General features: G+C 56.6%; 16 protein-coding genes. 8 read left to right on the top strand and 8 right to left on the bottom strand.

Annotated features, from left to right (window positions below):
- The first annotated feature begins 48 nt into the window (after positions 1-48).
- The 5 genes from EDB95_RS09110 to EDB95_RS09090 all read left to right on the top strand — a co-directional run bounded on the left by EDB95_RS09110 (position 49) and on the right by EDB95_RS09090 (position 10917).
- On the top strand, positions 49-1647 hold the full coding sequence (locus EDB95_RS09110) for a DUF6377 domain-containing protein (protein WP_133992832.1): 1599 nt from the start codon (positions 49-51) through the stop codon (positions 1645-1647).
- A gap of 173 nt (positions 1648-1820) precedes the next feature.
- Positions 1821-4979: a SusC/RagA family TonB-linked outer membrane protein gene (locus EDB95_RS09105; protein WP_133992830.1), complete on the top strand. Its 3159-nt coding sequence runs from the start codon at positions 1821-1823 to the stop codon at positions 4977-4979.
- An 18-nt stretch (positions 4980-4997) separates the two neighbouring features.
- Positions 4998-6791 carry a RagB/SusD family nutrient uptake outer membrane protein gene (locus EDB95_RS09100; protein WP_133992828.1) on the top strand — a complete coding sequence of 598 codons (1794 nt, stop codon included), beginning with the start codon at positions 4998-5000 and terminating at the stop codon, positions 6789-6791.
- A gap of 78 nt (positions 6792-6869) precedes the next feature.
- The gene (locus tag EDB95_RS09095; RefSeq protein ID WP_133992826.1) at positions 6870-8462 is read left to right on the top strand and encodes an endo-1,3-alpha-glucanase family glycosylhydrolase; all 1593 of its coding nucleotides are present in this window, start codon (positions 6870-6872) and stop codon (positions 8460-8462) included.
- Between the two features lie 10 nt (positions 8463-8472).
- Positions 8473-10917 carry a glycoside hydrolase family 31 protein gene (locus EDB95_RS09090; RefSeq protein WP_133992824.1) on the top strand — a complete coding sequence of 815 codons (2445 nt, stop codon included), beginning with the start codon at positions 8473-8475 and terminating at the stop codon, positions 10915-10917.
- A gap of 92 nt (positions 10918-11009) precedes the next feature.
- On the opposite strand, the gene EDB95_RS09085 is transcribed toward EDB95_RS09090, so the two are convergent.
- The 6 genes from EDB95_RS09085 to EDB95_RS09060 form a co-directional block, all read right to left on the bottom strand.
- Positions 11010-12500: a RagB/SusD family nutrient uptake outer membrane protein gene (locus EDB95_RS09085; RefSeq protein ID WP_133992822.1), complete on the bottom strand. Its 1491-nt coding sequence runs from the start codon at positions 12498-12500 to the stop codon at positions 11010-11012.
- 30 nt (positions 12501-12530) lie between these two features.
- Positions 12531-15764, bottom strand: coding sequence for a SusC/RagA family TonB-linked outer membrane protein (locus EDB95_RS09080; protein ID WP_162852528.1), 3234 nt, complete (start codon positions 15762-15764; stop codon positions 12531-12533).
- A gap of 215 nt (positions 15765-15979) precedes the next feature.
- Complete coding sequence (locus EDB95_RS09075; RefSeq protein ID WP_133992818.1) at positions 15980-17158, bottom strand: FecR family protein; 1179 nt, start codon at positions 17156-17158, stop codon at positions 15980-15982.
- Between the two features lie 91 nt (positions 17159-17249).
- Positions 17250-17849, bottom strand: coding sequence for a sigma-70 family RNA polymerase sigma factor (locus EDB95_RS09070; RefSeq protein WP_133992816.1), 600 nt, complete (start codon positions 17847-17849; stop codon positions 17250-17252).
- Between the two features lie 26 nt (positions 17850-17875).
- Positions 17876-19720 carry a family 20 glycosylhydrolase gene (locus tag EDB95_RS09065; RefSeq protein WP_133992814.1) on the bottom strand — a complete coding sequence of 615 codons (1845 nt, stop codon included), beginning with the start codon at positions 19718-19720 and terminating at the stop codon, positions 17876-17878.
- Positions 19721-19732: 12 nt separating this feature from the next.
- Positions 19733-21028, bottom strand: coding sequence for a Gfo/Idh/MocA family protein (locus EDB95_RS09060; protein WP_133992812.1), 1296 nt, complete (start codon positions 21026-21028; stop codon positions 19733-19735).
- On the opposite strand from EDB95_RS09060, the gene EDB95_RS09055 reads away from it, so the two are divergent.
- On the top strand, positions 21027-22157 hold the full coding sequence (locus tag EDB95_RS09055; protein ID WP_246073572.1) for a Gfo/Idh/MocA family oxidoreductase: 1131 nt from the start codon (positions 21027-21029) through the stop codon (positions 22155-22157). The two genes, EDB95_RS09060 and EDB95_RS09055, sit on opposite strands and share 2 nt — an antisense overlap.
- Here the strand turns inward: EDB95_RS09055 and EDB95_RS09050 are convergent, their stop codons facing one another.
- Together EDB95_RS09050 and EDB95_RS09045 are read right to left on the bottom strand one after the other, a co-directional pair.
- Positions 22158-22445 (bottom strand): YXWGXW repeat-containing protein, encoded by a 288-nt coding sequence (locus EDB95_RS09050; protein WP_133992810.1) that lies wholly within the window; start codon positions 22443-22445, stop codon positions 22158-22160.
- Positions 22446-22467: 22 nt separating this feature from the next.
- Positions 22468-23454 carry a LuxE/PaaK family acyltransferase gene (locus tag EDB95_RS09045; RefSeq protein ID WP_133992808.1) on the bottom strand — a complete coding sequence of 329 codons (987 nt, stop codon included), beginning with the start codon at positions 23452-23454 and terminating at the stop codon, positions 22468-22470.
- A gap of 34 nt (positions 23455-23488) precedes the next feature.
- On the opposite strand from EDB95_RS09045, the gene EDB95_RS09040 reads away from it, so the two are divergent.
- Together EDB95_RS09040 and EDB95_RS09035 are read left to right on the top strand one after the other, a co-directional pair.
- On the top strand, positions 23489-23992 hold the full coding sequence (locus EDB95_RS09040) for a hypothetical protein (RefSeq protein WP_133992806.1): 504 nt from the start codon (positions 23489-23491) through the stop codon (positions 23990-23992).
- Positions 23993-24023: 31 nt separating this feature from the next.
- The gene (locus EDB95_RS09035; RefSeq protein WP_162852527.1) at positions 24024-24830 is read left to right on the top strand and encodes a UbiA family prenyltransferase; all 807 of its coding nucleotides are present in this window, start codon (positions 24024-24026) and stop codon (positions 24828-24830) included.
- Positions 24831-24892: the final 62 nt, after the last annotated feature.

The raw sequence follows: 24892 nt of genomic DNA, 5'->3' as shown, positions 1-24892 counted from the left end.
GTATTTATACAAAATTGATACCACGAAAGAACGTAAATTAGCCTGGTTATGAAGCGCTTCACGACTGGCTTGCTCCTTGTGCTCTTTTTGAACAACGTTTTGGGCAGTCCCGTCCGGGACAGCCTGCTGGCGGCTCTGGATAAGGCCATTGCGGCTTCCCCGGCATACGACCAGCAAAAACTCAAGACCATCACGGGGTTGGAGAATGCCCTTCACGACGGGATTACCTTGGGCGAGCGGTACGACATTTATCTCCAGCTTTTCAATGAGTATAAGTCCTTTACCTACGATTCAGCCTATGCGTATGCCCGCAAGCTGACAACGGTGGCGTATGCGATGAAGGACCCTGCCCGCATTACGTATGCGCGGATAAAGCTGGGGTTTACGTTGGTGTCATCGGGTTTATTCAAGGAAACGTTTGATTCGCTGCATACCCTGGACGCCCGGGGGGCGCCCGACAGCATCCGTGCGGAATTTTATTCGCTGATGGGGCGGTATTATTATGACCTCGGGGATTTTGACAACGACAGTTATTATACGGGGGCGTATAACCAGATGGGGAGTCTTTATATGGACTCGGCCCTGCAGCTGTATCAGACGAACTCTTTTGATTTCTCTTACTTCCGGGGGCTACAGGCGTTGAAAGGCGGGCGGATAGACGAAGCTTCGGCGAGCTTTAAACGGATCATCGGCCGCCAGGGCCTGGCGCCCCACCAGGTGGCCTTGGTGGCTTCAACCCTTGCGGACATTTATATCCGGAAGGGAGAAACGGACTCGGCCATCGATCTGCTGATCCGGGCGGCGATCGCGGATATTCAGTCCTCGACCAAGGAAACTTCGGCCATCCTCAACCTGGCGGAACAGCTTTTTAAAAAAGGGGATGTGCGCAACGCGTCTATATATATAGAACGGGCCATGAAGGAGGCGGTTTTTTATGGGGCCCGTCAGCGAAAGATACAGGCCGGCGCGATCCTGCCGATCATAGAAGATGAAAAGATCGCCGCGGTGGAGGGCCAAAGAAAAGTACTGATCGAATACGCCTCGGTCGTGACCTTTTTGCTGCTGGTTGTCGTGGCCCTGGCCATTATTATTTTCCTGCAGGTACGGAAGCTCCGGGTGGCCCAGCGCGCCTTGTCGGAAGCGCACGCCCGTACCCAGGAGATCAACCACCAGCTGTTGGAGGCCAATAAGATAAAGGAGGAATACATTGGATATTTTTTCAATGTAAATTCAGACTACTTCACCAAGGTTGAAAAGTTCAAAAAAGCGATAGAACAGAAGCTGTCGGACCGGAAATTCGAGGATATCCGGTTTCTCGCAGGGAATATCAACCTCAAAAAGGAGAAAGAAGATCTTTTGCAACATTTTGATAAAGTGTTCCTGAAGCTTTTTCCTCATTTTGTGGAGGACTTCAACGCGCTCTTTAAGCCGGAGGACCGGATCCACCTGAAGGAGGGGGAGCTGCTCAATACCGACCTGCGGATCTTTGCCCTCATCCGGATGGGCATCAGCGATAATGAGAAAATTGCCAAGATCCTGGAGTATTCGGTCAACACCATATATACCTATAAGACCCGGATCCGGAACCGTTCCCTGGTCCCGAATGAGACTTTTGAGGAAAAAGTCATGCAGATTAAAGCCTTATAGGCTCTATATATATAAAAACATAATACATCTTCTACTCTTTGTAAATCAATTAGTTAAAAAGTTACACCGGGGCAAATTGGGCTTTATTTCCTATATCGCCGTTAGATAAGTTGTCATCCGCTGGTAAGGTTTCGTTCTTTACCCCCGAACGATTCCAAATCAAAACCACTGTTATGACAAAAACGCGATTGCTTAGGAAAGGACTCCTCCTGCCTTTTCTTCTCGCCCTGGCTTTCCTGGTCCAGGCCCAAACCAAACCCTTTACCGGCACCGTCCGGGATGAAAAAGGGAACCCGGTGGCCGGCGCCTCTGTCCTTGTAAAGGGCAAGCGGACCGGAACGACCACCGATGCTCAAGGTACTTTCACCCTCACCTTACCCTCCGCTACCCATTCTATCCAGGTCTCCTATGTAGGATACGAGACCCAGGACATTGCCGTGGGCGGCCGTTCGAGCGTGGAAGTGAGCCTCGCTCCCTCTAAAAGCTCCCTGGACGAGGTCGTCGTCGTGGGGTATGGTACCCAGAAACGAAAGGATGTCACCGGCTCGGTTTCTTCCGTGCGGGGGAATTCCTTTAAAGATCAGCCGGTGACCAACGTTACGGCCGCCCTGCAGGGACGTGCGGCTGGGGTCGAAGTGGTGAGCAGCTCCGGCGCACCCGACGCCACCCCCACCATCATCATCCGGGGCGTGTCTTCCCTTCACCAGCCCGCCCCCTTGTATATCGTGGACGGGGTTCGGGTACCGGGTGACAACATCAACATACAAGACATCGCTTCGGTCGATGTACTCAAAGACGCCAGCGCCACGGCCATCTATGGGTCCGCCGCCGCGGGGGGTGTCATCGTGATCACCACCAAAAAGGGCTTGGGTGGTAAACCGGCCATCAGCTTCAGCATGCGGTACGGGGTGGTCAAACCCAGGTTGGTGCACCTGCTGGATAAAAATGGCTATATCAAACTGGAGGACATCGTCGCCCCGAAGTTTTTCACCGGGGCCACCCAGATAGACACGTTGCCGAACACCGATTGGACGAAGGCCTTGTACTCGAACGGACGGGAACAAAATTACAACCTGTCCATCACCGGGTCGAGCCCGGTGGTCAACTACCTCGTCAGCGGATTTTATAACGACGCCAAAGGGGTATACCTCAATAATGCGTCCTCCATCGGGGGCGCCAGGGTCAATACCGACTTTAAGCTGGCCAACTGGTTCAAGATCGGGGAACAGCTCTCGTTGTCCCAACGTAAGACCTCGCCCCCCGTTCCGGGCCGCAACGACCTGAGTTACCACAACGCGCCCTTCCGTTCGCTGCCTATCATCCCCATCTTGAATAAGGATGGCTCCTGGGGAACGGCGCCTCCCAACTACAACGGGTTTACGTTTAGCGGCCCGAACCCCGTGGGCGCGATCGAAAACGCCACTACGCAAAACGTCAAAAACAACCTCAACAGCAACGTCTACGCCGAAGTAAAGCTTCCGCTGTACCTGACCTTTAGGGCGAACTTTGGCTACGACTATTACCTGGAGACACAGGACTATTTCCAGAATGCCTTTAACTACGGCCCGGGTTCGGTACAGACCTACAACAGCCTGGACAAGTACTATATCGAAAGCACGCAGTTGCTCCAGAACTATGTATTGACGTTCGACCATACCTTTGGCCGGCACTCGATCAACGCCATTGCGGGGTATGAGCAGATCACCAATGACTACAACACGGTAAATGCGTCGATGACGTCCACCGGTCTGCCCGGTTTTTCCTTTATACAAACGTCCGCTTCCAACCTCGCGCTGACAGGGTATCGCGATCCACAGGGGTTGATCCAGTCGCAGTTTGGACGGATCAACTACAACTATGACGGGCGCTACTACCTGTCAGGATCTATCCGTCAGGATGCCAACTATACGGTCTTTGGCCCCAACAAACAAAAGGGTGTCTTTACCGCGGGTTCGGCCGGCTGGAACATCAGCGACGAAACCTTTTTCAAATCGGTCAAGAACGTCGTCAATAACCTGAAGCTGCGCGCCAGCTATGGCACTATGGGGAACAGCGCCATACCGCCGTATACGTATACGGCGACTTATTCGCAGTTCACCGACGCGGGCGGCCTGGCTTCCGGCGGGCAGAATTTCGCCCCGGGAGCACCCTTGGTGATCGCCAATACTTTTAACTCGATCCCCAACCCCAACCTGCACTGGGAAACCGTCACCGAAACCAACATCGGTGTAGACGGGGAAGCCTTCCATGGGAAACTTTATTTCAGCCTGGAATGGTACAACAAGACGACAAAAGACATGTTGTACGCGCTGACCCTGCCGCTGAGTTCCGGGTTCACCGCGCCTTATTTTGTCAATATCGGCAACGTAAGCAGCAAAGGCGTCGACCTGTTGATCGGGTATAAGGACAACGCCGGCCCCGTGGGATACGACGTGACCTTTACCGCCGGTTTCAACACCAACAAGGTGACCAACCTGGACGGCATCACCAATGACGCCTTGTACGACGGGTACAACTATCTCAACTACGGGGACCAGACCTTCAACATCATGCCCAACCTGCCGATCACCATCACCAAGTCAGGGTTGCCTTTCGGTTCATTCTATGGTTACAAGGTCACCGGGATGTTCCAGACCGACGCACAAGCGGCCGCCAGCGCTCAGCCCAAAGCGCATGCAGGGGACCTGATCTTTGCCCACGACGGCAAAAACGGGACGACCCTCAACCCGAACGACCGGCAGGTCATCGGCAATCCGAACCCAAAGATGGTTTATGGCGTCAACATCCGGCTGAACTACAAGAATTTTGACCTGTCGGCTTTATTCAATGGCGTGGCCGGCGTGCAATTGTTCAATGGTGTAAAGGCCTACGAGCAATATCCCTTTGCAGACGGCAACACCACCAGCAAGGTCTTTGGCGATGCTTACCTTGGATCAAACGGGCTGACCTCCCAGCCTCGTTTGGGCGTGGCCAATGCCGCGAACAATACGTTCACCCTCGATCCGAACGGGAATTATACCACCGTCAACAGCTATTTTGTAGAGAACGGCGCCTACCTGAAGCTCAAAAACCTTCAGATCGGCTACACCTTCTCGAACCCCTTATTCAACAAGGCCGGGATCAAAGGCGCGCGGTTGTTTGTCATGGCCAACAACCTCTTTACGATCACCAAATACACCGGTCTCGACCCCGAAGTCGGCAGTGGATATTCCGCCGCCGCCCAATCGGGTTTTGTCGGCAATACGGTGGGGGTGACCACCCGGGGCATCGACGCCGTACCGCAATATCCCCAGACAAGGATTTATTCGGCTGGCCTGGATGTGAATTTCTAAACCATTAATCAACGAATCATGACAAAACGGATATATACCGCCCTCGCCCTCCTGGTCCTGGGTGCCGGCTGTGCCAAGGATCCTTCCCTGGTTGGCCCTACCAACGCTTATTCGACGAGCAATTATCCTTCGACGCTCGACGGTTTGAACAGCGTGCTCGCGCCCTGTTACTCCAACCTGCGCGACCCGGGCCTGTTCGGTTTCCATTTCCTGCCCAAAGCCATTTCCAACTCCGAACACGCGGTCAACTCGATCTATAACGGGGACGCGTCCTGGAACGATATGGCCGCCGTGAACGTGAGTCCCACCAACGAATACGTTAACGAGGCCTGGCAGGTTCTTTTTACGGGGGTCAAAAACTGTAACGTACTCCTGGAAGGTGCCGACCTCTTTACCCAGCACTACGCCAAATCCTCTGACCTGCCCACGGTCGCCCTTATCAAGGGCCAGGCGTATTTCCTGAGGGCCTATTACTACTTCGAGCTGGAATGTCTTTACGGGGAAGACAACGTCCCCAGCCCCAGCGCCACGGATACCCTGGGCGTCCCCATCTTTAACGGCGTCCCCACGACCCTGGCCCAAAGCCAGCAACCCCGGAGCTCCATCAAGAACGTCTGGGCGCTGATCGAAAGCGACCTCCAACAAGCCGCCACCCTGCTCAAGGGCCAGGTCTGGACGGGGAACGACGAGGGCCGCGTCACGGATGTGGCCGCCGAGGCACTCCTGGGCAAGGCGTATGTGTTTACCAAGAATTATGCCGCCGCCAAGACCATGTTGTCCACGGTGATCGGCAGCGGCAAAGGCCTGGTGGGCTATGATACGCTGCGCGGCGAATTTATCGGTATCACCGCGTATAAATTCAACCGCGAATCCCTTTTCGAACTCAACATCGACCAGAATTCCTACGGGGGTTATGGCGTCTATTCCGGTGCCGCCAACTCCACCACCATCATGGGGTTGATCTGGCCGCCCTGGGCCCTTGGCAGCGACGGAACCGAAGGCAACTGCACCCCCATGGGCTACGGGAACGAGATCGCGCACTGGAAAAACGTCCTGCGTTATGGCTACAAGCTCGGTACGTACAACCTGGTCGCCAACCCAAACTACAACGCCGCCAAGGGACCCAGCTACAACAACCCGCAAGAGGTCATGGACCCTGTGTATAAGGCCGCAGCCCTGGCCGCCCGCACCAACGGAACGGTGGATCCCCGTCTTTACATCAGCATGCTGCAACCCTGGGTTGACTCGGTGTCGCCCGACGGGCAGCATTGGTACCCGGTGTCCAGGCCCAACTTCGAACAGGGAGCGGGGACCTACGGCTGGAGCATCCGCAAATACACCCCCGTATTCAACAACATCAACAATGTCGGGCCGGCCGACGACGTCAACCTTCACCTCCTGCGGATGGCGGATGTGTACCTGCTGTATGCCGAAGCCTGCGCCAATACCGGCGATCCTTCGGACGCCCTGGAATACATCAACAAGGTCAAACGTCGTGCTTATGGCTACCCGATCAACAGTGCATCACCCATCGACTATGCCAGTCTGACGGCGGCGACTATGGCGCCAGACCCTTCCCTCGCCAACAACCCGCTGTACTACGAACGCTGGGCAGAGCTCTTTAACGAGGGGCAGTGGTGGCTGGACGTCTGCCGCTGGCACCTCGGGCCCAACGAAGCCGCGTACTATGGATCGGCGTACAATGTCACCACGCCGCTTTCGTGGTCCGACAAAAGTTATGTGTGGCCTATTCCGTTGAACGAGACCAACTCGAATCCGCTGGTAGCGAATCAGCAGAACCCGGGGTATTAAGCTTACTGTACTTTTTAATAAAGGAGGGGTCCTTCGGGACCTCTCCCTTAGCATTCTTTTACGTATAACGAGACCATCATGAAAAAAAAGGCCTTGGTGATTATCGGCGTGGCATTGACCTGTGGCGGCGTGCGTGCCCAGGATGGCCTGAAAAACGCGGCGGCGCTGAGCCTCCCGCTCACGGATAAGAAGATCGTCGTTGCCCATTGCATGACAAACATCATCCGTTACAAAGGACACAAATTCGAAGACAGCTGTAATCCGGACTTTTTCTCCCCCACCGGGAACATCACGGCGTCCATAGGCGGGCTGACGCAGGTGCTGCCGATGGAGGATACGCTCCTGACCGGCGCACCCCTGGACAGCGCGGTGGCCTTTGACCTGAGGGCGGCACGCGCCAGTGGTATCGACGCTTTTCAGTTTTACTATCCCCTGCATACGGAGGCCTGGGACGAGATCATAGAGGCGTACTTCCGGGTATCGGAGGCGCTCCATATTCCATTCTCCTTTACGTTTTGCATCTCCCATCCTTCCGGGGGAACCCAGGCGGACCGCGTGGCGTCCTTTGCCGGACGGATCAACCGGATCATGGACGCGGTCGGGCGCGATAATCCGCGGTGGCTGCGGACGCCCGATGGGCGGTTGGTCGTGTACCTTTGGGCGGGGGCGGGGTTGGCGGATATACCAGAGGGCACGGGTGTTGGCGCGGGCGGCTCGGATGCGGACGTGCCACGTACCCCGGCCTACTACGTGGCCCGTGCCTTCACCGACCTGGCAACCGCCGTCCACGAGCGCTTCGCCTGTATCTACGACATCAACGAACAGATCACATCGGTTAAGCTCAACGACATACTGGATTACTTCCCCGCCTGCTGGATATGGACCCTTCCCTACCGGGAGCACTATATCGGAAACCTGGTGGCGGCCACCTGTGCGAAGCGGCACCGGAGCTTTACGGGCTCGGCCTTTTGCGACTTTTATACATCCAAGCTGCTGGCCAAGGGTACCTGGAATATTTTTAGTGCCGAGGGCGCGGCGGCCGCGGGTCTCCAAAAGTCAGACCGGAAGTACATCGTTACAGGTCTCTCCTACAACTTCCGGAAGCTGTGGGAATTCGGGATCGATCACGACGTACCGGTGATGAACATCATCACCTGGAACGACTATCCAGAAGGACACCACCTTGCCCCGGAGATCAACCACAACGAGGGCTTTTCCATCCTGCTCAACTATTATAAAAGCGTATGGAAAAAGGAGCCTTCCCCCTACGCGGACCGGGACGTGGCTATCGCCTTTTTCAAACAGTACGCGCGTGCCACCAAACCGTCGCCCTACGATTTTACCCTTGTTCCTGTAGAAACCGGGATCGATCCGGCTTCCGAGGATTCGGTGGATGTGGTGACGCTGCTTAGGAAGGCGTCGACGCTAACGGTGAACGGTCAGTCGGTAAGCGTGCCGGCGGGCATGGCGGATACGCGATTTTTCCAGGCCCAGGGGCCGGTACAAGTCGCGGTTGGCCGCAACGGTGCCTCCGTTTTGGCATTCACCACCCCCGCCTGGATCACCCTGCACCCCTTACGCACCAACAGGCTGACGTATTCCTACAGTAGCGAGCACAGGACATTTTTTGCGCCCCTGGTAGGGACCCATAACCTTTGGCCGACTCCTTAAAAAGAAACAGATGAAACGACCTACCCTAAGCGGGCTTCTTCTCCTCCTCCTGACCTATGCCTCCGCCCAGACGCCCGTGGCGGTGGGCCCTGTCTCTTCCGTATCTGTCGACAACCAAACCGTCCGTGTTAGCACTTCAAACGCACGGGCCGAGATCAGCGCCTATGGCCCCGGGATCATTCGTGTGCGGGTGGTACCGGGGAACACGCTGGGGCCTTATTTTTCCTACGCCGTTACCGGTACGCCTGAAACGACACGCGTGAAGGTCACGTCTTCAGGCGCTGACGTTCGTATCGTTACCGACTCGCTCCAGGTATGCGTTTCAAAGCAGCCCTTCGCCGTCACCTTTCTCACACCCTCCGGAGACACCATCAACACCGATGAACCCGGTCTCGGCACGTCCTGGATCGGCTCCGACATCACCACCTACAAACACCTCCAGGAAGGCGAGCGCTTCGTCGGTCTTGGGGAAAAGACGGGGGACCTCGACCGGAGGGGTTCGGGGTATACCAACTGGAACCGGGATGTCTACGGGTACCAGGTTACCGAAGACCCGCTCTATTCTTCCATCCCATTTTACATCGGCATCCACCACGCCCTGACTTATGGGATATTCTTTGACAACAGTTACGAGACCCGGTTCAACTTCGGGGCAAGCAACAACCGTTTTTCCTCCTTTGGCGCCCGGGGCGGAGAGATGAGCTATTACTTCATTTACCATACGGGTGTCCCCGGTATCCTCCGCGACTATACCTACCTGACAGGGCGCATGCCTCTCCCGCCCCTTTGGAGCCTCGGCTACCAGCAGAACCGGTACAGTTATTTCCCCGACACGGAGGTGATCCGTATCGCGCAGACGTTAAGGGAAAAAAGGATTCCTTCCGATGGGGTCACCCTGGATATTCTCTACATGGACGCCTATAAGCTGTTTACCTGGAACAAGGAACGTTTTCCGGACCCTGCCGGGATGATCCACCGTTTACACGACCTGCGCTTCCACCTGACCACCATCGTGGATCCCGGTATTAAGGTGGAAAAGGGATATGCCGCCTATGAAAGCGGGCTTTCGTCCGGCGTTTTTTTGCGGTACCCCGACGGCACCAACTACACCGCCAAGGTCTGGCCCGGCTGGTGCCACTTCCCCGACTTTACCTCTTCAAAGGGGCGGTCCTGGTGGAGTTCACAGATCAAGGGTTTGTCCGACCAGGGCATCGAAGGCATCTGGAACGACATGAACGAGATCTCCACCTGGGGACAGCAGGTCCCGGACAATGTCCTTTATGACTTCGACGGTCACCCCACCACCACGCTCCAGGGACACAACGTCTATGCCCTGGAAATGGTCCGGTCCAGCTACGACGGCGCCAGCGCCTCCGGCAAACGGCCGTTTATCCTCACCCGCTCCGGTTTCGCCGGTCTCCAGCGCTACAGCGCGATCTGGACCGGAGACAACCGGTCCGAGGAAAATCATTTTTTTACCGGCGTCCGTATGCTGGCCAGTCTCGGTTTGAGCGGCGTGGCCTTTACCGGTATGGATGTCGGCGGCTTTACCGGCAACCCCACCCCCAACCTTTTTGCCCGCTGGATGGAAACCGGCGCCTTTATCCCTTATTACAGAAATCACACCGCCCTGAACACACGGTCCTCCGAGCCCTGGACGTATGGAGAAGACGTCCTGGACATCTCCCGGAATTATGTCGGTCTTCGGTACCGGCTACTGCCTTACCTCTATTCCACTTTTTACACGGCCAGCCAGGACGGGGTGCCCGTCCTGCGCTCGCTGGCCATTGACTGGCCGTTTGATGGGCAGGTTTACTCGCCTGCTTATGAAAATCAATATCTTTTCGGGCCATCTTTGCTGGTGGCGCCAGTGGGTGCGGACGCGGCGTTTGCCTCTGTGTATCTGCCATCCGGGCGTTGGTATTCGCTGTATACCGACTCTGTTCTTTCCGGGAGCTTCGTGACACCGCTTGCCCTCGACCGGTTGCCGGTGTATGTGCGTGGGGGGGCGATTATACCTATGCAGTCGCTGGTACAATCCACTTCAGAGGCGCCTTCCGATACGCTTTGGATACATGTATATAACGGTCCTGCTCCGGGGGCGTTTACCTACTATGAGGATGATGGGGCGACGTTTGCTTATCGTAACGGAGCGTTCTACAAGAGGGAGATCCGGTTTGATCCCGCGGCGCGGACGATCACGCTCGATGCGCCGGAAGGGTCACTGGCGTCGAAGTTCCGATATATGCAACTGGTGTTGCATGGGTTCGGCGGGTTGCAGCAGATTATCGCCGACGGCACTGCGCTGGTAGCGCGTGATACCACCTACGCCATCCTGCCTCCTACGGCCCGCGTCAACGCCCAGGCTGACGATGCGCCGCCGGCGCCGGAGTTTTGCAGGGTAAAGGTCGTCACGATCGGAAATGATCATCGTCAGATCAAGCTGGGGTACTAACAATAAAGCCGCCCCCAGACGGGGGCGGCCACTTTAATCTCAGATGCCAGGTTGCTCCACCTGGAGCCCCCTGTTGTTTTCACGGCATTCGTTTACCAACCTGGGTTTTGGACCAGGTTCGGGTTGATGGTCATGTCATTTGTTGGTATGCCCCAGACAAATTTGTCGGCACCTGCCGGCTGGGACACGGTCGTATAATTGGGTACGAGTACATTGATATTTTGCGGGTCGTGACGGGTAAAGCCCAGGTTCCAGCGTTCGAGGTCGTCGAGGCGGAAGCCTTCGAAGGCCAGTTCCCGGAACCTTTCGTCACGGATGGCGTTGGTCAGGCTGTCGGCGGTAATGGTCGCCACTGTGATGGCGGGCAGTCCGCGGGCGGCACGAAGCTCGTTGAGGGGCACTCCGGCTGCGGCGGCCTGACCCTCATTGGCAGCCGCCTCGGCGGAGATCAGGTACATCTCGGCAATCCTAAAGATCTTGGGTGACTGCTCATAGTTGGAATAGACCCCGGTAAAAAGGGCCGGGTTTCCCGGGAATTTGCTGACCTGCCAAACGGTATAGGTCCCATTCTGGAAGGTAGCCGTGGTATTGATGAAATACGCATTCTTCCGGATATCCGCATTGTCGAACATATCCACCACCCACTGGGAAGGAAGATACAACGGGTCGTTGGCGCCGGTGGCAGAGTTATAATTGAGGTACACATTGACGGCGTTGGGTACCTCGTTGGGCTGGCTGGCATTCAACTGCAAAATGGACTCGTTGGGCAGGTCCTTGGTCCACATGTTGATGAAGGTCGCCTGGTCGCTGACCAGCGGATAGTTCCCTGACCCAATCAGGCTGTCGGCGGCGGCCTTGGCCCCGGCCCAGTCCTGCATGTACAACCGTGTACGGGCGGAGAGGGCGGTCGCCGCGTCCTGGGTGAAGGTGGAGGACCCGGGCGTCCCTGTAATCCCGCTCAGCAATCCCCTTGCCGTAGCGATGTCGCTAAGGATTTGGGCATACACCTGGGCCACGGTAGCCCGGGCCGGCAGTGCGGTGAGGTCATATTTCAAAACGAGGGGCACCCCAAGGTCTGTGGACGCGGTCGACGAGTTGTAGGACTTTGACCAGCGCAACACCAGCTTCAGGTAATAAAATGCACGCATCAGGTAGGCGTCCCCGGTGCACTCCTTCAGGGTGGCGCTGTCGGATGCGTTTTGGGGTACGATCAACTGGAAACCGGCCAGGGCCTCATTGATATTGGCGAGGGCATTATAATACCCGGCCCATTGCGGGCCGATGTTTTGATCGGCCGCCAGGAGCGCGGTCCAGAGTTGGAAAAAGCCGTAGTTGTTCCCATAGTCCACCGTCGCATTCAACTGGTCGGCTTGTATATCGGGGGCCATGATAAATTGTCCATATACGTTCCCCCTCAGGGACGCATAAAAGCCGTCGTCCCAATGCTTCGCATCGCTGGCCTTTTGGAAGGCGGACGAGAGGTCTATGCTGCTGGTGGGGTGAAGGTCCAGGAGTTTTTTGCTACAGGAGGCCATCCCCAACATACCCAGTATCACCGCGCTCCTCAATATATATTTATTCATACTGTTTCGAAGTTTTGTTTGAACAATGGATTAAAAGATAACATCCAGGCCTCCCACAACCTGTTTGGTGTTGGGATAGTTACCCAGCGCAATGTTGGAGTCCACTTCGGGGTCCGCGCCGGGATATTTCGTAAAGGTCAGCAGGTTGCGGCCCGTTACGTATACTTTTATACCCTTGATCACCCGGGTACGTTGTAAAATGCTCTTCGGAACACTATAGCCGATGGTGGCGGTCTTCATCCGGCAGAACGAAGCGTTTTGGACGATCTTGGTGTCGATGTACTCGGTGAACTGTTCATTATTGGCCAGGGAGGGGAATGGGGTTACATCACCCGGTTTCTTCCAATAGTTCAACACTTCCTTCGACTGGTTATACCCCGTGAATACGGTGGGGTTGTCATAGAAATACATGTCGTTGTTGATGATGTATTTCTTCAGCACGAAGGAGAAAGACACGTCCCAATACAGCCCTTTAAAAGATCCGTTCAGACCCACACTGCCGATGATCGGCGGATTTCTGTGGATGCCCGTGTTCTGCTGGAGGCCGGTGGAATTGAACGTCGTCGTCAGGTTCTTCGGATCCTTGTTCGTGTTGGAGATGTTGGCGCCCGGGTTATACCATTGTTCGACACCGGTCTGGGGATCCACACCGGCGAAGATGGGAAGGAAATAGGAAACCGGTTTGCCGACGACCCAGCATACCCCTGTATTGGGAATGACCCAGTGATCCAAACCCTGGAACAGTTTGGTGACCCTTTCCTGGTTGTCGCTGAACCTGCCGAATACGGTCAGGTTGAGGTCCCGCGTTTTCAGGACGTCGATGTCCGCCTGGAGGTTGATCCCCCTGTTCCGGAGGGAGGCCACGTTGGACGTGATCTGTGAGAAACCCGTCGTATAGGGATAGGGCACCGACACGAGCATGTTAGTGGTGAGCTTATTATACACATCCACGTCAAAATGCAGGCGGTTGATCAGGGAGAACTGGGCGCCAATGGTGGTTTGGGCGACCTTTTCCCATGTCAGGTTGGGGTTACCGGGCGAGTTGATGCTCCACCCGGTCGAATTGTCGTACTGGGAGGTTCCTACCAGGGGCAACGCTTTATAGTTATCGATGGCGGAGTTACCGCTGGTACCATAGTTGGCCCTCAGGGCGAGGTCGTCCAGCCACTTCACGCTTTTCAGGAAGTCTTCCTTTTTGGCCTGCCACAGCACGCCTACCGAGCCGAAAGTGGCGTCCCGCTTATTCGCCCCGAAAAGGGAGGATTCGTCCTGGCGCGCGGAGAGGTTGAGATAGTATTTCTCGTTGTAGTTGTATTCCACACGGCCGAAATACGAAATGTAGGCATATTCCGCCGTGTTGGACGCAACCGAGATGTTGTTGGTTCCCTGCCCGAGCTGGATGAGCCGGTCGTCCGTCTGGCCGGTGGAGGCGCCGCGGAAGTAGCTATCCTTGTTGTCGATATATTCCTGGCCCACCAGCACGTTGATGTCGTGGACATTTTTCAGTTTGAACCCGTATTCGATCGTGTTGTTGAAGTCCATGTGCACCGACCGTCCAAAGGATTGGGCCACGTTCCCGTTGCCGGGAGAACCCTGGTAGGAAGGCAGTTGTATCGAGTCGTTGCGTTGGTCGAAGGCGTCCATACCCGCCGTGGACCGGAGGATCAGCCCCTTGATAGGGTTGAGTTCCAAGTAGCCCTGGGGGTTGAACTGTACCGTATTGACGGGGTTGGGGCTTTCATCGGCCCGGTAGTTCGGGTTGTAGCGATTCCAACCCGGGATGAGGGTCGGATACGCTTTCCCCGTGGCGGGGTTGATGGGCGTATAGAAAGGCTGGGCCAGCCAGAACAGACCACGGTTGGTGGAGTTTACCCCAAACGGATTGGTCTGGTCGTAGTTGTACCCGGCGGCCAGGTTCAAACCCATGTTCAACCAGGGTTCCACCTTGGTATTCAGGTTTGCCCTGAAGGTATACCGGTCATAAGCAGAACGATAGGCCAGCCCTTCGTTGTGAAAGTAGGAGCCCGAAACGAAGTAGGTCGTTTTGGTGGTACCGCCGCTCAGGGAAACATTCTGCTGGTATACCGGCGTACTGTTCTTATAATAGTATTTGTACCAAACCGTATTATTAGGGTATTTCTGGAGCAGCGCATCCACCTGGGCCTGTGTCTGGAATCCCTGGACCACCCAGGTTCCGGTCAGCTCCTTCGAATCCATGAAGTTGTTGTAGAATTTCGTATCGGCCAGCTTGGATATACCGTATTGGGTAGAGACGGTCACCATATCCCTGCCCGGCTGCCCCTTTTTGCTGGTGACATAAATAACGCCATTGGCCGCCCGGGATCCATAGATGGAAGTGGCTGATGCATCCCGGAGCACGCTCATGCTTTCGATATCGGCCGGGTTCAGGGCCAGGAGCGTAGATAAGGCTACAGGCACCCCGTCGAGGACGATCAGAGGGGTCACATCCGCACTGAGGGAACCGACCCCGTTCAGGGAGAGGGACACCTGGGAATTGGGCTCACCCGATGAGCTCAGGACCAGCAGACCGGGGATTTTCCCTTGGAGGGCGTCCATCATATCGGCCACCGGTTTCTCCTGGATGTCCTTTACGGAGACCGTAGTGATCGATCCCACGACGTTTTGCGCCTTTTTTGCGGACCCGTATCCTTCAACGACCACTTCTTCGATCAGCTTGTTCCCCTTGAGCAGGGTAACGCTGAAACGGGTCTGGGTCCCCACCCTCAGTTCCTGGGTTTCCATACCTACGTAGGAAAAAGACAGGATGTCGCCGGGGGCCACGTCGATGGCAAATTCGCCGGACTCATCGGTGACAACCCCTTTTTTACTTTTTTGCGAGGTCACCGTGGCTCCGGACATCGGTTGCCCGGTGTCCCCATCCACCACCCCGGTCACGTGAATCAAGTGGCCTCTTTTTGTGGTGTCACCGGGTTCCGGGGCAGACGCCGGGTCCTTCTCCCGCACGACCACCATTTTATCAACGATCGTATACGAATAGGGCTGGTGCTCGAAACACCGGCTCAATGCCTCTTCCAGCGCAACACCGCTGACGGCGATGCTGATGGGTGAGAAGTGCCTCAGCTCGTCTTCGGTATAAAAAAAGGTATACCCAGTTTGGGCTTTAATGGCCACAAATACCTTCTCCAGCGGAGCATCGGTCATGGCCAGCGTCACCCTTTGGGAATAGGACCTGGCATGGACATGGAGAAAGGCAGCCAGGAGGAAAAGCGCGGTTAGTTTCATGATGCGCAATGTTTTGGTGACTCCCGGACGCTCCGGGACGCAGCAAATCATCCTAAAAAGCATAAATTTGATTTAGTTTAGGTTAATACAATGAAGCAGTCTGTAAGAGGACCTTTTTGGAACCTGAACATCCGCCGCTTCGTCTAGCCACGAAGCGGCTTTTATTTAGGCCAATGATTCATAAAACGATAGTACCATAGGCTATATATTTTGTGTTAGGGTAATACAATGATCTTTTTCCCCTCGATCCCGAATGTCACGCGACCGCTCAGCTCCATGGCTTTTAGCAGGTCGGACAAGGGCGTGCTCCGGGATACTTCTCCGTAAAACTTCGGGTTATCCTTCCGCCGGTTCTCCACATCTACATCATACCAGCGGGCGGCCTCGCGCAACAACGATTGCATATCCACGCCATGGAAAACAAAGTATCCGTTTTTCCAGGCCATCACTTCTTCTATGTCCGCCTGATCCGTCCGGCTGATCCCGCCGTGGTCGGAGACCCTGGCCTGCTGACCGGGTGACAGGTCGGTGGTGACATTGTCCCTGGACACAAGGACCTTACCACCCAGCAAGGTCACCACCTGGACACTTTCATCGGTGAAGGCCTTTACATTGAAGTCCGTACCAAGTGCTTTGACCTCCATCCCACCGACTTCCACGCAAAACGGGCTGCCTGCTTTTTTGCCCACCTCGAAATACGCCTGGCCCGTCAGTTCCACCCGCCGGGGCCCCGCGCCGAAGGCCGTGGGATACCGCAGGGAGCTTGATGCATCCAGCCATACTTTCGTCCCGTCGGCCAGCACCACGGAGGTCTGTCCTCCCCTCCCGGTGGTCAGCGTATTGTATACGATCTCCGCCGGGGTCTTATCGAGTGCGTTGTACGCCAGTTTCCCGGAACCCGTCTTGACCAGCGAAGCAGCGCCCTGTTTGCCAAAGGTGCCCGTGGACAGGCTGTCCAGGACGACCTTTTGCCCCGAACCCAGCGTCAGAACGGCCCGGCTCCCCGCGGGAGCCGCCACGTCGTTCTTGAAACGCTGCGCCTGCGGCTGCGCGACCTCGATGGCCGGTGGCTTTGGTGTCCAGGTATACCAGGCAAAAACACCGGCACCCAGCAAACAAGCCGCCGCGGCCACCCACACCCAGTGCCGCCGTTTCCGGCGAATCGGAACCAGTCCTTTGTCCACCGATACGATCCTTTGCACCAGTTGCGCTAAAACAGCCGGGTCCACGGGGATAGCCCCCGCGGACTCTGTCTCCAGGTATTCCTGGAGAACCGCCAACATAGCCGCTTCGTTCTCTTGTGAGGTTTGCTCCAATAATGCTTCCGACTCAGATTCCGTCAGCCGGCCAAGCATATATTGCTCCAGCAAATAGGTGATTTCCGCCTTCTTCATGTCTGTCAACCATTTTAATACCCACACGTCCCGCGCACACTTGATAAGATGCGGCAAACGGGAAAACGTACTATCCTCTGTTAAGTTTTTTTTAAAAAAAATGTTGCAGGATATACAGCAGACTGACGACGTGTCCGGAGGCGGACAGATGATCCCGTATTTCCTTGAGGGCGATCACCAGGACATTTTTTACGGTGCTGACGGACAAAGACAGCTCCCCGGCAATGGCGGCCGGTTTCAGCCCTTCTTCCCGGCTTAGCCGGTAGATCCGCTGGCGCTGGGGAGGCATCCGGTTCACGGCTTCGGCCACCAGGAGGGTCATCTCGGCCAGGGAAGCACTGTCCACGGGCATTTCCCCGGTGGACACCGGCGCCTCCTGGCGGAAGGCCGTGATCTTTTTACGGTCGTTGAGCTGGGTGCGGAGCGCCATCAGGCATTGGCGGGAAGCGACCGTAAAGATCCATGACCGGAGGTTGGTGATCCCGGGGAGTTTATCCCTGGACAACCAAACCCGGACAAACGTTTCCTGGAGGATCTCCTCTGCGTCTGCCCCGGTGGTGGCAAAACGTTGGACAAACGGACGGAGCTGCGCATAATAATGACGGAAAAGTTCTGTAAAAGCGGCTTCGTCCCCGTCGGCGATCCTCTGCCTGACGTCATCGTTCTCTGAAAAAAGGACATGCGGCTCCATTGATGTCCTACAAACTTACAACCTAATTAGTATACATGGTGTTTCTCTTGCGAGCGCTTCTCCAGATCGTCTTTGTTCAGGCTGATACGTTCTCCTATGGGTTTGCCATCCCTGTAGGTAATGACGGTCAGGATCGCCGCGCCTTTGGGGAATTCCAACGGTTCTCCCTGGTACTTCGCGCTGAGCGAGTCGGGACGGGTGTTGTCAAAGGTATAATAGATATCGAGCCCTTTGATTTCGGTGATGAACCGGATCGCCAACCGGCCCAACTTGTCGTGACCGGGTATGGCCACCGCGTCAAAGGCGCTCCGGGCATAATTGATGCCGGCTGCGTCGAGGCGGGGGAGCTCGGCTTCCATGCGGCGGGTGAAGTCGTCCCAGTTGCGTTTGGCTTTAGGACTCCAATACACTTCGGCCAGCGCCAGGGACCTCGGCCAGGTCATGTATTCGGCGTGACGGAAGGTGGGCACGGACTCCGTCCAAAGATTTCCCTGTCCGCCGATGATCAGGCGCGGATCAACGCTGTCGGGCACGGGATCGTATTTGTAGCAATCGGTGAGGCGGCACAGGCCGTATGTCGGGGGTTCCACCGCCGGGTCACCCTGGTAGAGGTCGAGGTAGGCATAATCCCAGGGGGTCATCACAACCTCGTGTCCCATCCGGGCGGCGGTAATCCCACCGGCCATGCCCCTCCAGCTCATTACGGTGGCGGAGGGTGCCAGCCCGCCTTCCAGGATCTCGTCCCAGCCGATCAGTTTTTTGCCCAGGCCGTTCAGCATCTTCTCCATACGTTTGACAAAATAGCTTTGCAGCTCATCCACATCTTTTAGGTGTTCCTGTTCCATCAGGTGGCGGCACTTCGGACAATTGGCCCAGAAGCCTTTGAAGGCTTCATCGCCCCCGATATGGATATAAGGATTGGGGAAAAGGGCCGCGATCTCCGTGAATATTTTTTGCAGCACTTCATAGACGGAATCATTCCCCACGCAAAGCACGTTGTCCTGACGTTCCGGTCCGCGGCTTCCGGGGTTGACCGGATACGGCAGCTGGGTACAAGAAAGGTTGGGATAGGCTGAGATCAGCGCGAGGCTGTGCGCGGGCACGTCGATTTCGGGGAGGACGGTGATAAAACGGGCCTTGGCATAGGCCAGGATTTCTTTGATGTCTTCCTGTGTATAGAAACCGCCGTCGTCCGTGGGTTCGTCGGCCAGGGGCGGCAGGAAAGTACCCCAGCGGCCGCTCCGGCTCACCCTCCAGGCACCTTTTTGTGTCAGTTCGGGCAGGCTTTTGATCTCGATCCTCCAGCCGTTGTCGTCCGACAGGTGCCAGTGGAACGTATTGAATTTATACCGCGCCATTTCATCGATATAACGCTCGACCTCCGTCTTTGTAAAGAAGTGACGGCTCACGTCCAGCATGAGCCCTCTCCAGCCAAAGCGGGGATAGTCCGTGATCTCGGCGCAGGGCAGGCTGTGCCCATCTATCATTTGTAACAGGGTTTGGAGACCATAGAAGACGCCGGCGGGCGTATTGGCCTTTATAGTGACGCCTCCGGGTTTTACGGAGAGGGTATAGCCTTCCTTGCCGAGGGTGGTGTCGGCTTCTTTGAGCAGCGCCAGCGTGATCTGTTTCTTGCTGTGCTTGGCCACGTCCAGGTGGACCAGGCCACCAAACCAGGAGGCGGTTTGCGCCAGGTCTGCGGATTCCGAGTGGATGACTGTTCCGGCGTCGAGGACGAAGGTGCCTGGGGTTTTGGTGAGGGAGACGGGGGCGGGGATGATCGAAACGTGGCGGTCGCCGGCAGGCGCGCCGCCGGCCAGCGCTGTCATTGTAAAGGCGCTGCACAGCAGCGGAAGGATCAGTTTTCTCATGATGCGGGGAAGCTAGGAAAAGTATTTCGGAATCGTATAACCATTGTGATATGCGGCGGCCAGGTAGCGGTTTGCTGCTTCATCGGTAAAACGTCTGTTCGTCGTGTCCCAAAAAAGTTTCTTCCCCGTCTTATAGGCGATGTTGCCCATCTGGGCCACGGTGGCCACGTGGGCACCGGCTTCAATGGGGGCTTTCAACGCAGCGCCGTTCCGGGTACGGACGGCTTCTAGGAAGTTGGCGGTGTGTAGGTCTACGCCATTGTCCACCACGGACTGGAGGGCAACGGCGTCCATACGGGGCGTCTTCTGGTCGTGTTCGGGGATCACTTCCCATCCCTGGCGATCCAGCACCAGGGTGCCGTTGTTGCCGATAAAGGCGATCCCGTGGTTCCGGTTGTAGGGGCCGCCGTCGATACCCACCGCGTGTTCCCACTGTATGTTAAAACCTTCGTATTCATAAACGGTCGTTAGCGTATCGGGGGTTTCCGCGGCGTCATCGGGATAGGCGAACTTGCCCCCCGACGCCATGATGCTTTTCGGATCACCGGCGTCCATCCCCAGGAGGGCATAGTCCAGCAGGTGTACGCCCCAGTCGGTCATCAATCCTCCCGCGTAGTCCCAGAACCAGCGGAAGTTGAAGTGAAAACGGTTGGGGTTGAAGGGTCTTGTTTCGGCCGGACCCAGCCATTGGGTATAATCCACGCCGGGAGGCGCGGCCCCGTCGGGCTGTTTTGGGATGGAATGCATCCAGCCCTGGTAGGCCCAGGCCTTGACGAGGCGAATCTTTCCCAGGCGGCCGGTGCGGACGAAGGCCACCGCGTCGGCAAAGTGTTTTTGGCTGCGCTGCCATTGCCCTACCTGGACGATCCGGTGATACCGGTCCCTGGCCCCGACCATGGCGGCGCATTCCACGATGGAATTGCCCGCGGGTTTTTCCACATAGACGTCTTTACCCGCCGCACAGGCGTCCGTCATGATCAGACAATGCCAGTGGTCCGGAGTGCCAATGATGACGGCATCGATGTCTTTCCGGTCGAGGATCTTCCGGTAGTCGCCGTAGGTATCAACTTTGCCGGTCGCGGCCAGCGACGCGGCGCGTTTGTCGAGGACGTTCCGGTCTACGTCGCAAAGTGCGACACAACGGACCGAGGGGTCTTTGAGCGCGCCCGTCAGGTCGGCCCAGCCCATTCCGTTGATGCCGATGGCGGCAATGTTGAGGCGGTCGCTGGGGGCGAGAAGCGCCGCGGGCCCCAGCGCGGCCCCGGCGATCAGCCCCGCTGAAGTCGTGAGAAATTTTTTACGTTGCATGGACAAGGTCGTTAGGTTTTTAAATATCGCCCTTATTTTTGAAAAAATCATCCGCATGTCCTCTCCCCTCCAGGTTGGCTTCGTCGGTTTCGGTATGTCCGCCAGAACCTTTCACGCTCCTTTCCTTGCGCTCATACCGGGTTACCGGCTGCATACCGCCTGGGAGAGACACGGCCCGCAGGCGCCTGCGCTTTATCCCGGTATCCGTTCGGTTCAGGACCCGCGGGACCTTTTCGACAACCCGGAGATCGACCTCATCGTCGTGACCACCCCCAATACCACACACGCGGAGTACGCCGCCTGGGCGCTGCGCAGCGGTAAACATGTCGTCCTCGAAAAACCCTTTACGATCAGCACCGGCGATGCGGTCGTCCTGGAAGACCTGGCCCAGGCCCAGGGTAAAGTGCTGGCCGTGTTCCACAACCGCCGCTATGTAAGCGACTTCCTGACGGTGCGCCAGGTACTGGCCGGGCAACCCCTCGGGCCCGTCCACGAATACGAAGCCCACTACGACCGTTACCGGCCGGAAGCCAAACCCAACGCCTGGCGGGAAGAGCCCCTGGAAGGCAGCGGCATCCTTTATGACCTGGGGCCTCACCTCATCGACCAGGCCTTTTGCCTGTTCGGCCTGCCGCAAAGCCTGTACGCGGATGTCCGGTTGCAGCGCGCCCACGCGCGCGCGGTCGACTACTTCGACCTGCAGTTGTACTATCCCGGGCTAAAGGTCATCCTGAAAGGCGGCATGCTGGTCCGTGAGCCCGGTCCGAAATATATGATCCACGGCCTGGACGGTTCCTTTATCAAATACGGGGACGACCCGCAGGAACCGATCCTCCGGGCCGGGGGAAAACCTTTGGGGCCCGGTTGGGGAGAGGAAGACCCTGCCCATTACGGTCTGCTGCATACAAAAAAGGCAGGGGAGGTGATCTATGAAAGCGTCCCTTCCCTACCTGGGAATTATGGTCTTTTTTATCAGGACCTCTACGCGACCCTTCGGGAAGGCGCGCCCCTGAAGACGACGCCCGCGCATGGCTACAATACCGTGCGGTTGATCGAGCTGGCGCTGGAGAGCAGCAGCCGGCAGGCGGTGGTCGACGCCACGGGGTTGCGCGAGGTGGCGTACCCGTGATTATCTCCCCCAGCCCCCGCGGTGCCAGCGGTACCCGCGTCCACCGTGTTCCCAATACCCCCGATGCCAGGAGTAGCCGGGCCTCGGACGGGACCAATATCCATTCCTATACACATAGCGGCCACCGCTCCAACCCCATTCCCCCTCGATCCACACATAACCGGGACCGGGGGCCCCGGGATGGACGTAGACCGGTTCAACGGGTTGTTCGGTCACGTAGTAGGAGCCTTCGCAACTCGCGAGGAGGATGACGAGGGCAGCGAGGCAGATTTGGACATACTTTTTCATAGATCAAAAATTTGCATCTAATTTACATAGTTAATAATAAACTACAACCCCGAATATCGCTGTTGTCCACGCGCCCCAACACTTCGAAGCCACCGTCGGGGTAAATATTCCCCAGGTCTTCGGTGGCGATAAAGGCGCAGGAATACACATTGGCCAGGTCGATGACGTTGAGGACGCCCTTGCCTTCGGCGCGGACAGCCAGCGGGTCGTCCTCTTCCCTGACCAGGAGCCGCATCCAGGGTACGGTGTGAAAAATGCCCCCGCCTTTGGAATATCCCTGGCTCAGGAGTTCGGTCATCCCGTATTCGGAATGGACGGCGTCTACACCCAGGCGCTCGCGGAGCATGCTGTGGACCTGGTCCCGGGTCCATTCCTCGCGCCGTCCCTTCATCCCGCCTGTTTCCATGACCACGGTATGCCGCAGCGGCAGGGCGTACTCCTGTGCAAAATCCAGCAACCCGAAGGTCACGCCGATGAGCAGCGTTTGTTGTCCTTGCTTTTCCAAAGAATCCAATTGTTGTGCCAGCCTTTCATGTTCGTATAGGTAGAAGCCCCCGGCCGGGTGACCGCTCAGGCGGACCAGGTGGTCCACCATATACACCAGGGAAGAATGCCCGCGCTCCAGATAGTTGGGCAGCAGTCCGAGGATACACCAATCTTTGGGCTCTCCGTAAAAGCGTCGGAAACCTTCGACAAAAGAGCGTTCGTACAAACCCGGGTCTTTTACCCAGTGCCGGCTGTTGACCGACCCCGTGGTGCCGCTGCTCTCGAAATAAAGACCGGGATCAAAGGAAGTAGTGGTGACCGTATGGGTCTTAAAAAACCGGATGGGCAGAAAAGGGATGTCCGTCATCCTGTTCACCCGCCCGGGGTCCACCCCCAGGGCACGGATATAGTCCCTGTAGAGGGGATTGTGCACCGATTGGAAGCGGAAAAGGGCCAGGGCCTCGTCCTCGAAACTATTTTCTCCCGCCTGGAAAATATTCCCTTCGTAGGAAACGTTGAACATAAATATGTCTATTTTTGACTCAGAAAGACCCCGTATGACCAGTGCAAAATTATGGATTGGGCTTTTTATAGCCGCCTGTATTGCGTATAGCTGTTCCAAGAGTAATTATGGGTCTACACCCACCATCAGTCTGAAATCCGTTAGCGCGAGCGTCCTGCCTTATGACACCACCTCTTCGCTCGTCACCTTTACCCTCACCCTGACCGAGAAGAAATACAACCCGAACGACACGATGTTCGTCCTCATCAGTATGAAGAACTGCGCCGCCGACAATGCGCGGGACACCTTCCAGATGACCTCCCTGGGATCCGGTATCCCCGAGACCAACGGGGGCGGCTTCAAGGGCGACATCCAGGCCAGCTTCTCCAACGGCACCTATTGGGAGCAATACGGCTATCCCGATATCGAGCCCGGCTTTACCTGTCACGTCGGCCCCACCATCGAGAACGATACAGCGACGTTTAAATTCGTTATAGGTTCCAACGGCCACTACAGTGATACGGTAACGGCGGGGCCTGTCGTGCTGCTCCATGGTTAAAGGATACGTCAAGTTCGCACTAGACTTTTTTTTGTTCAGTTCCCTGTTCATTTCAGGCTGTGCCGTGGTCATGGTGTATCAAACCAACCAGTTGCTCGGCCTGGCGGAGGTCCCGGACGACCTGTATGCTTTTGTTTTCTGGGCCACCATGGCCAGCTATAACTTCCACTGGTACCTGACCCCCACCGCCTATTCGTCCTCCGAACGCATCGGCTGGTCCCACAGACACAAACGGCTGGAACTGACGCTGTTCCTGTTCAGCGGGCTGGGAGCGGCTTATTTCTTGTTTTTCCTGCATAAATATGCCGGCTGGATCGGGCTCGGGATCCTGCTCACTTTTTTGTATACCGCCCCCAAAATCCCCTTCAAACCCCTGGCGGCCCTTAGCCGGATCGCGGTGGGTAAGACCATTTTCCTGACCGCGGTATGGACCTACATCACCACGGTGCTCCCTGTCGTCATGTCCGGTTCCCCCTTTACCTGGGCCGCCCTTTTGCTCACCCTTCACCGTTTATTCCTGATCTACGCGATCTGCATCATCTTTGACTACCGCGACCGGGACCAGGACAAACAATCGGGGATCCGGTCCCTGGTCGTCTATCTCGACGAAGAAGGCAACGACCGGCTTTTTTACGGTTGTTGCGCCGCGGCCCTGATCTCCACCCTGCTCCTGCTGACCTGCGGGTTTTCGGTGACGATCGTCCTGGCGTTGTTCGTCCCGATCCTGACCACGATGTTGCTTTATCCCGAAGGCAAAAGAAGTAAATCGGACTACTTGTTCTACTTCGTCCTGGACGGGTTGATGGCCTTTTCGGCGGTGTTTACGACGTTCCTGTAGGGGGGCCTCCGGTCGACACGCGGCACCGCATTTCCGCCTTTTTACGTAGGTTTGCCCCTTAA

The sequence above is a fragment of the Dinghuibacter silviterrae genome (assembly GCF_004366355.1).
Lineage (GTDB): Bacteria > Bacteroidota > Bacteroidia > Chitinophagales > Chitinophagaceae > Dinghuibacter > Dinghuibacter silviterrae.
This window is presented reverse-complemented; position numbering and strand designations above follow the sequence as displayed.

Coding starts and splice junctions, on each gene's coding strand:
- EDB95_RS09110 (WP_133992832.1), top strand. CDS start 49: ATGAAGCGCTTCACGACTGGCTTGCTCCTTGTGCTCTTTTTGAACAAC.
- EDB95_RS09050 (WP_133992810.1), bottom strand. CDS start 22,445: ATGAAAAAGTATGTCCAAATCTGCCTCGCTGCCCTCGTCATCCTCCTC.
- EDB95_RS09075 (WP_133992818.1), bottom strand. CDS start 17,158: ATGAAGAAGGCGGAAATCACCTATTTGCTGGAGCAATATATGCTTGGC.
- EDB95_RS09090 (WP_133992824.1), top strand. CDS start 8,473: ATGAAACGACCTACCCTAAGCGGGCTTCTTCTCCTCCTCCTGACCTAT.
- EDB95_RS09055 (WP_246073572.1), top strand. CDS start 21,027: ATGGACAAGGTCGTTAGGTTTTTAAATATCGCCCTTATTTTTGAAAAA.
- EDB95_RS09085 (WP_133992822.1), bottom strand. CDS start 12,500: ATGAATAAATATATATTGAGGAGCGCGGTGATACTGGGTATGTTGGGG.
- EDB95_RS09100 (WP_133992828.1), top strand. CDS start 4,998: ATGACAAAACGGATATATACCGCCCTCGCCCTCCTGGTCCTGGGTGCC.
- EDB95_RS09040 (WP_133992806.1), top strand. CDS start 23,489: ATGACCAGTGCAAAATTATGGATTGGGCTTTTTATAGCCGCCTGTATT.
- EDB95_RS09080 (WP_162852528.1), bottom strand. CDS start 15,764: ATGAAACTAACCGCGCTTTTCCTCCTGGCTGCCTTTCTCCATGTCCAT.
- EDB95_RS09070 (WP_133992816.1), bottom strand. CDS start 17,849: ATGGAGCCGCATGTCCTTTTTTCAGAGAACGATGACGTCAGGCAGAGG.
- EDB95_RS09060 (WP_133992812.1), bottom strand. CDS start 21,028: ATGCAACGTAAAAAATTTCTCACGACTTCAGCGGGGCTGATCGCCGGG.
- EDB95_RS09065 (WP_133992814.1), bottom strand. CDS start 19,720: ATGAGAAAACTGATCCTTCCGCTGCTGTGCAGCGCCTTTACAATGACA.
- EDB95_RS09105 (WP_133992830.1), top strand. CDS start 1,821: ATGACAAAAACGCGATTGCTTAGGAAAGGACTCCTCCTGCCTTTTCTT.
- EDB95_RS09045 (WP_133992808.1), bottom strand. CDS start 23,454: ATGTTCAACGTTTCCTACGAAGGGAATATTTTCCAGGCGGGAGAAAAT.
- EDB95_RS09095 (WP_133992826.1), top strand. CDS start 6,870: ATGAAAAAAAAGGCCTTGGTGATTATCGGCGTGGCATTGACCTGTGGC.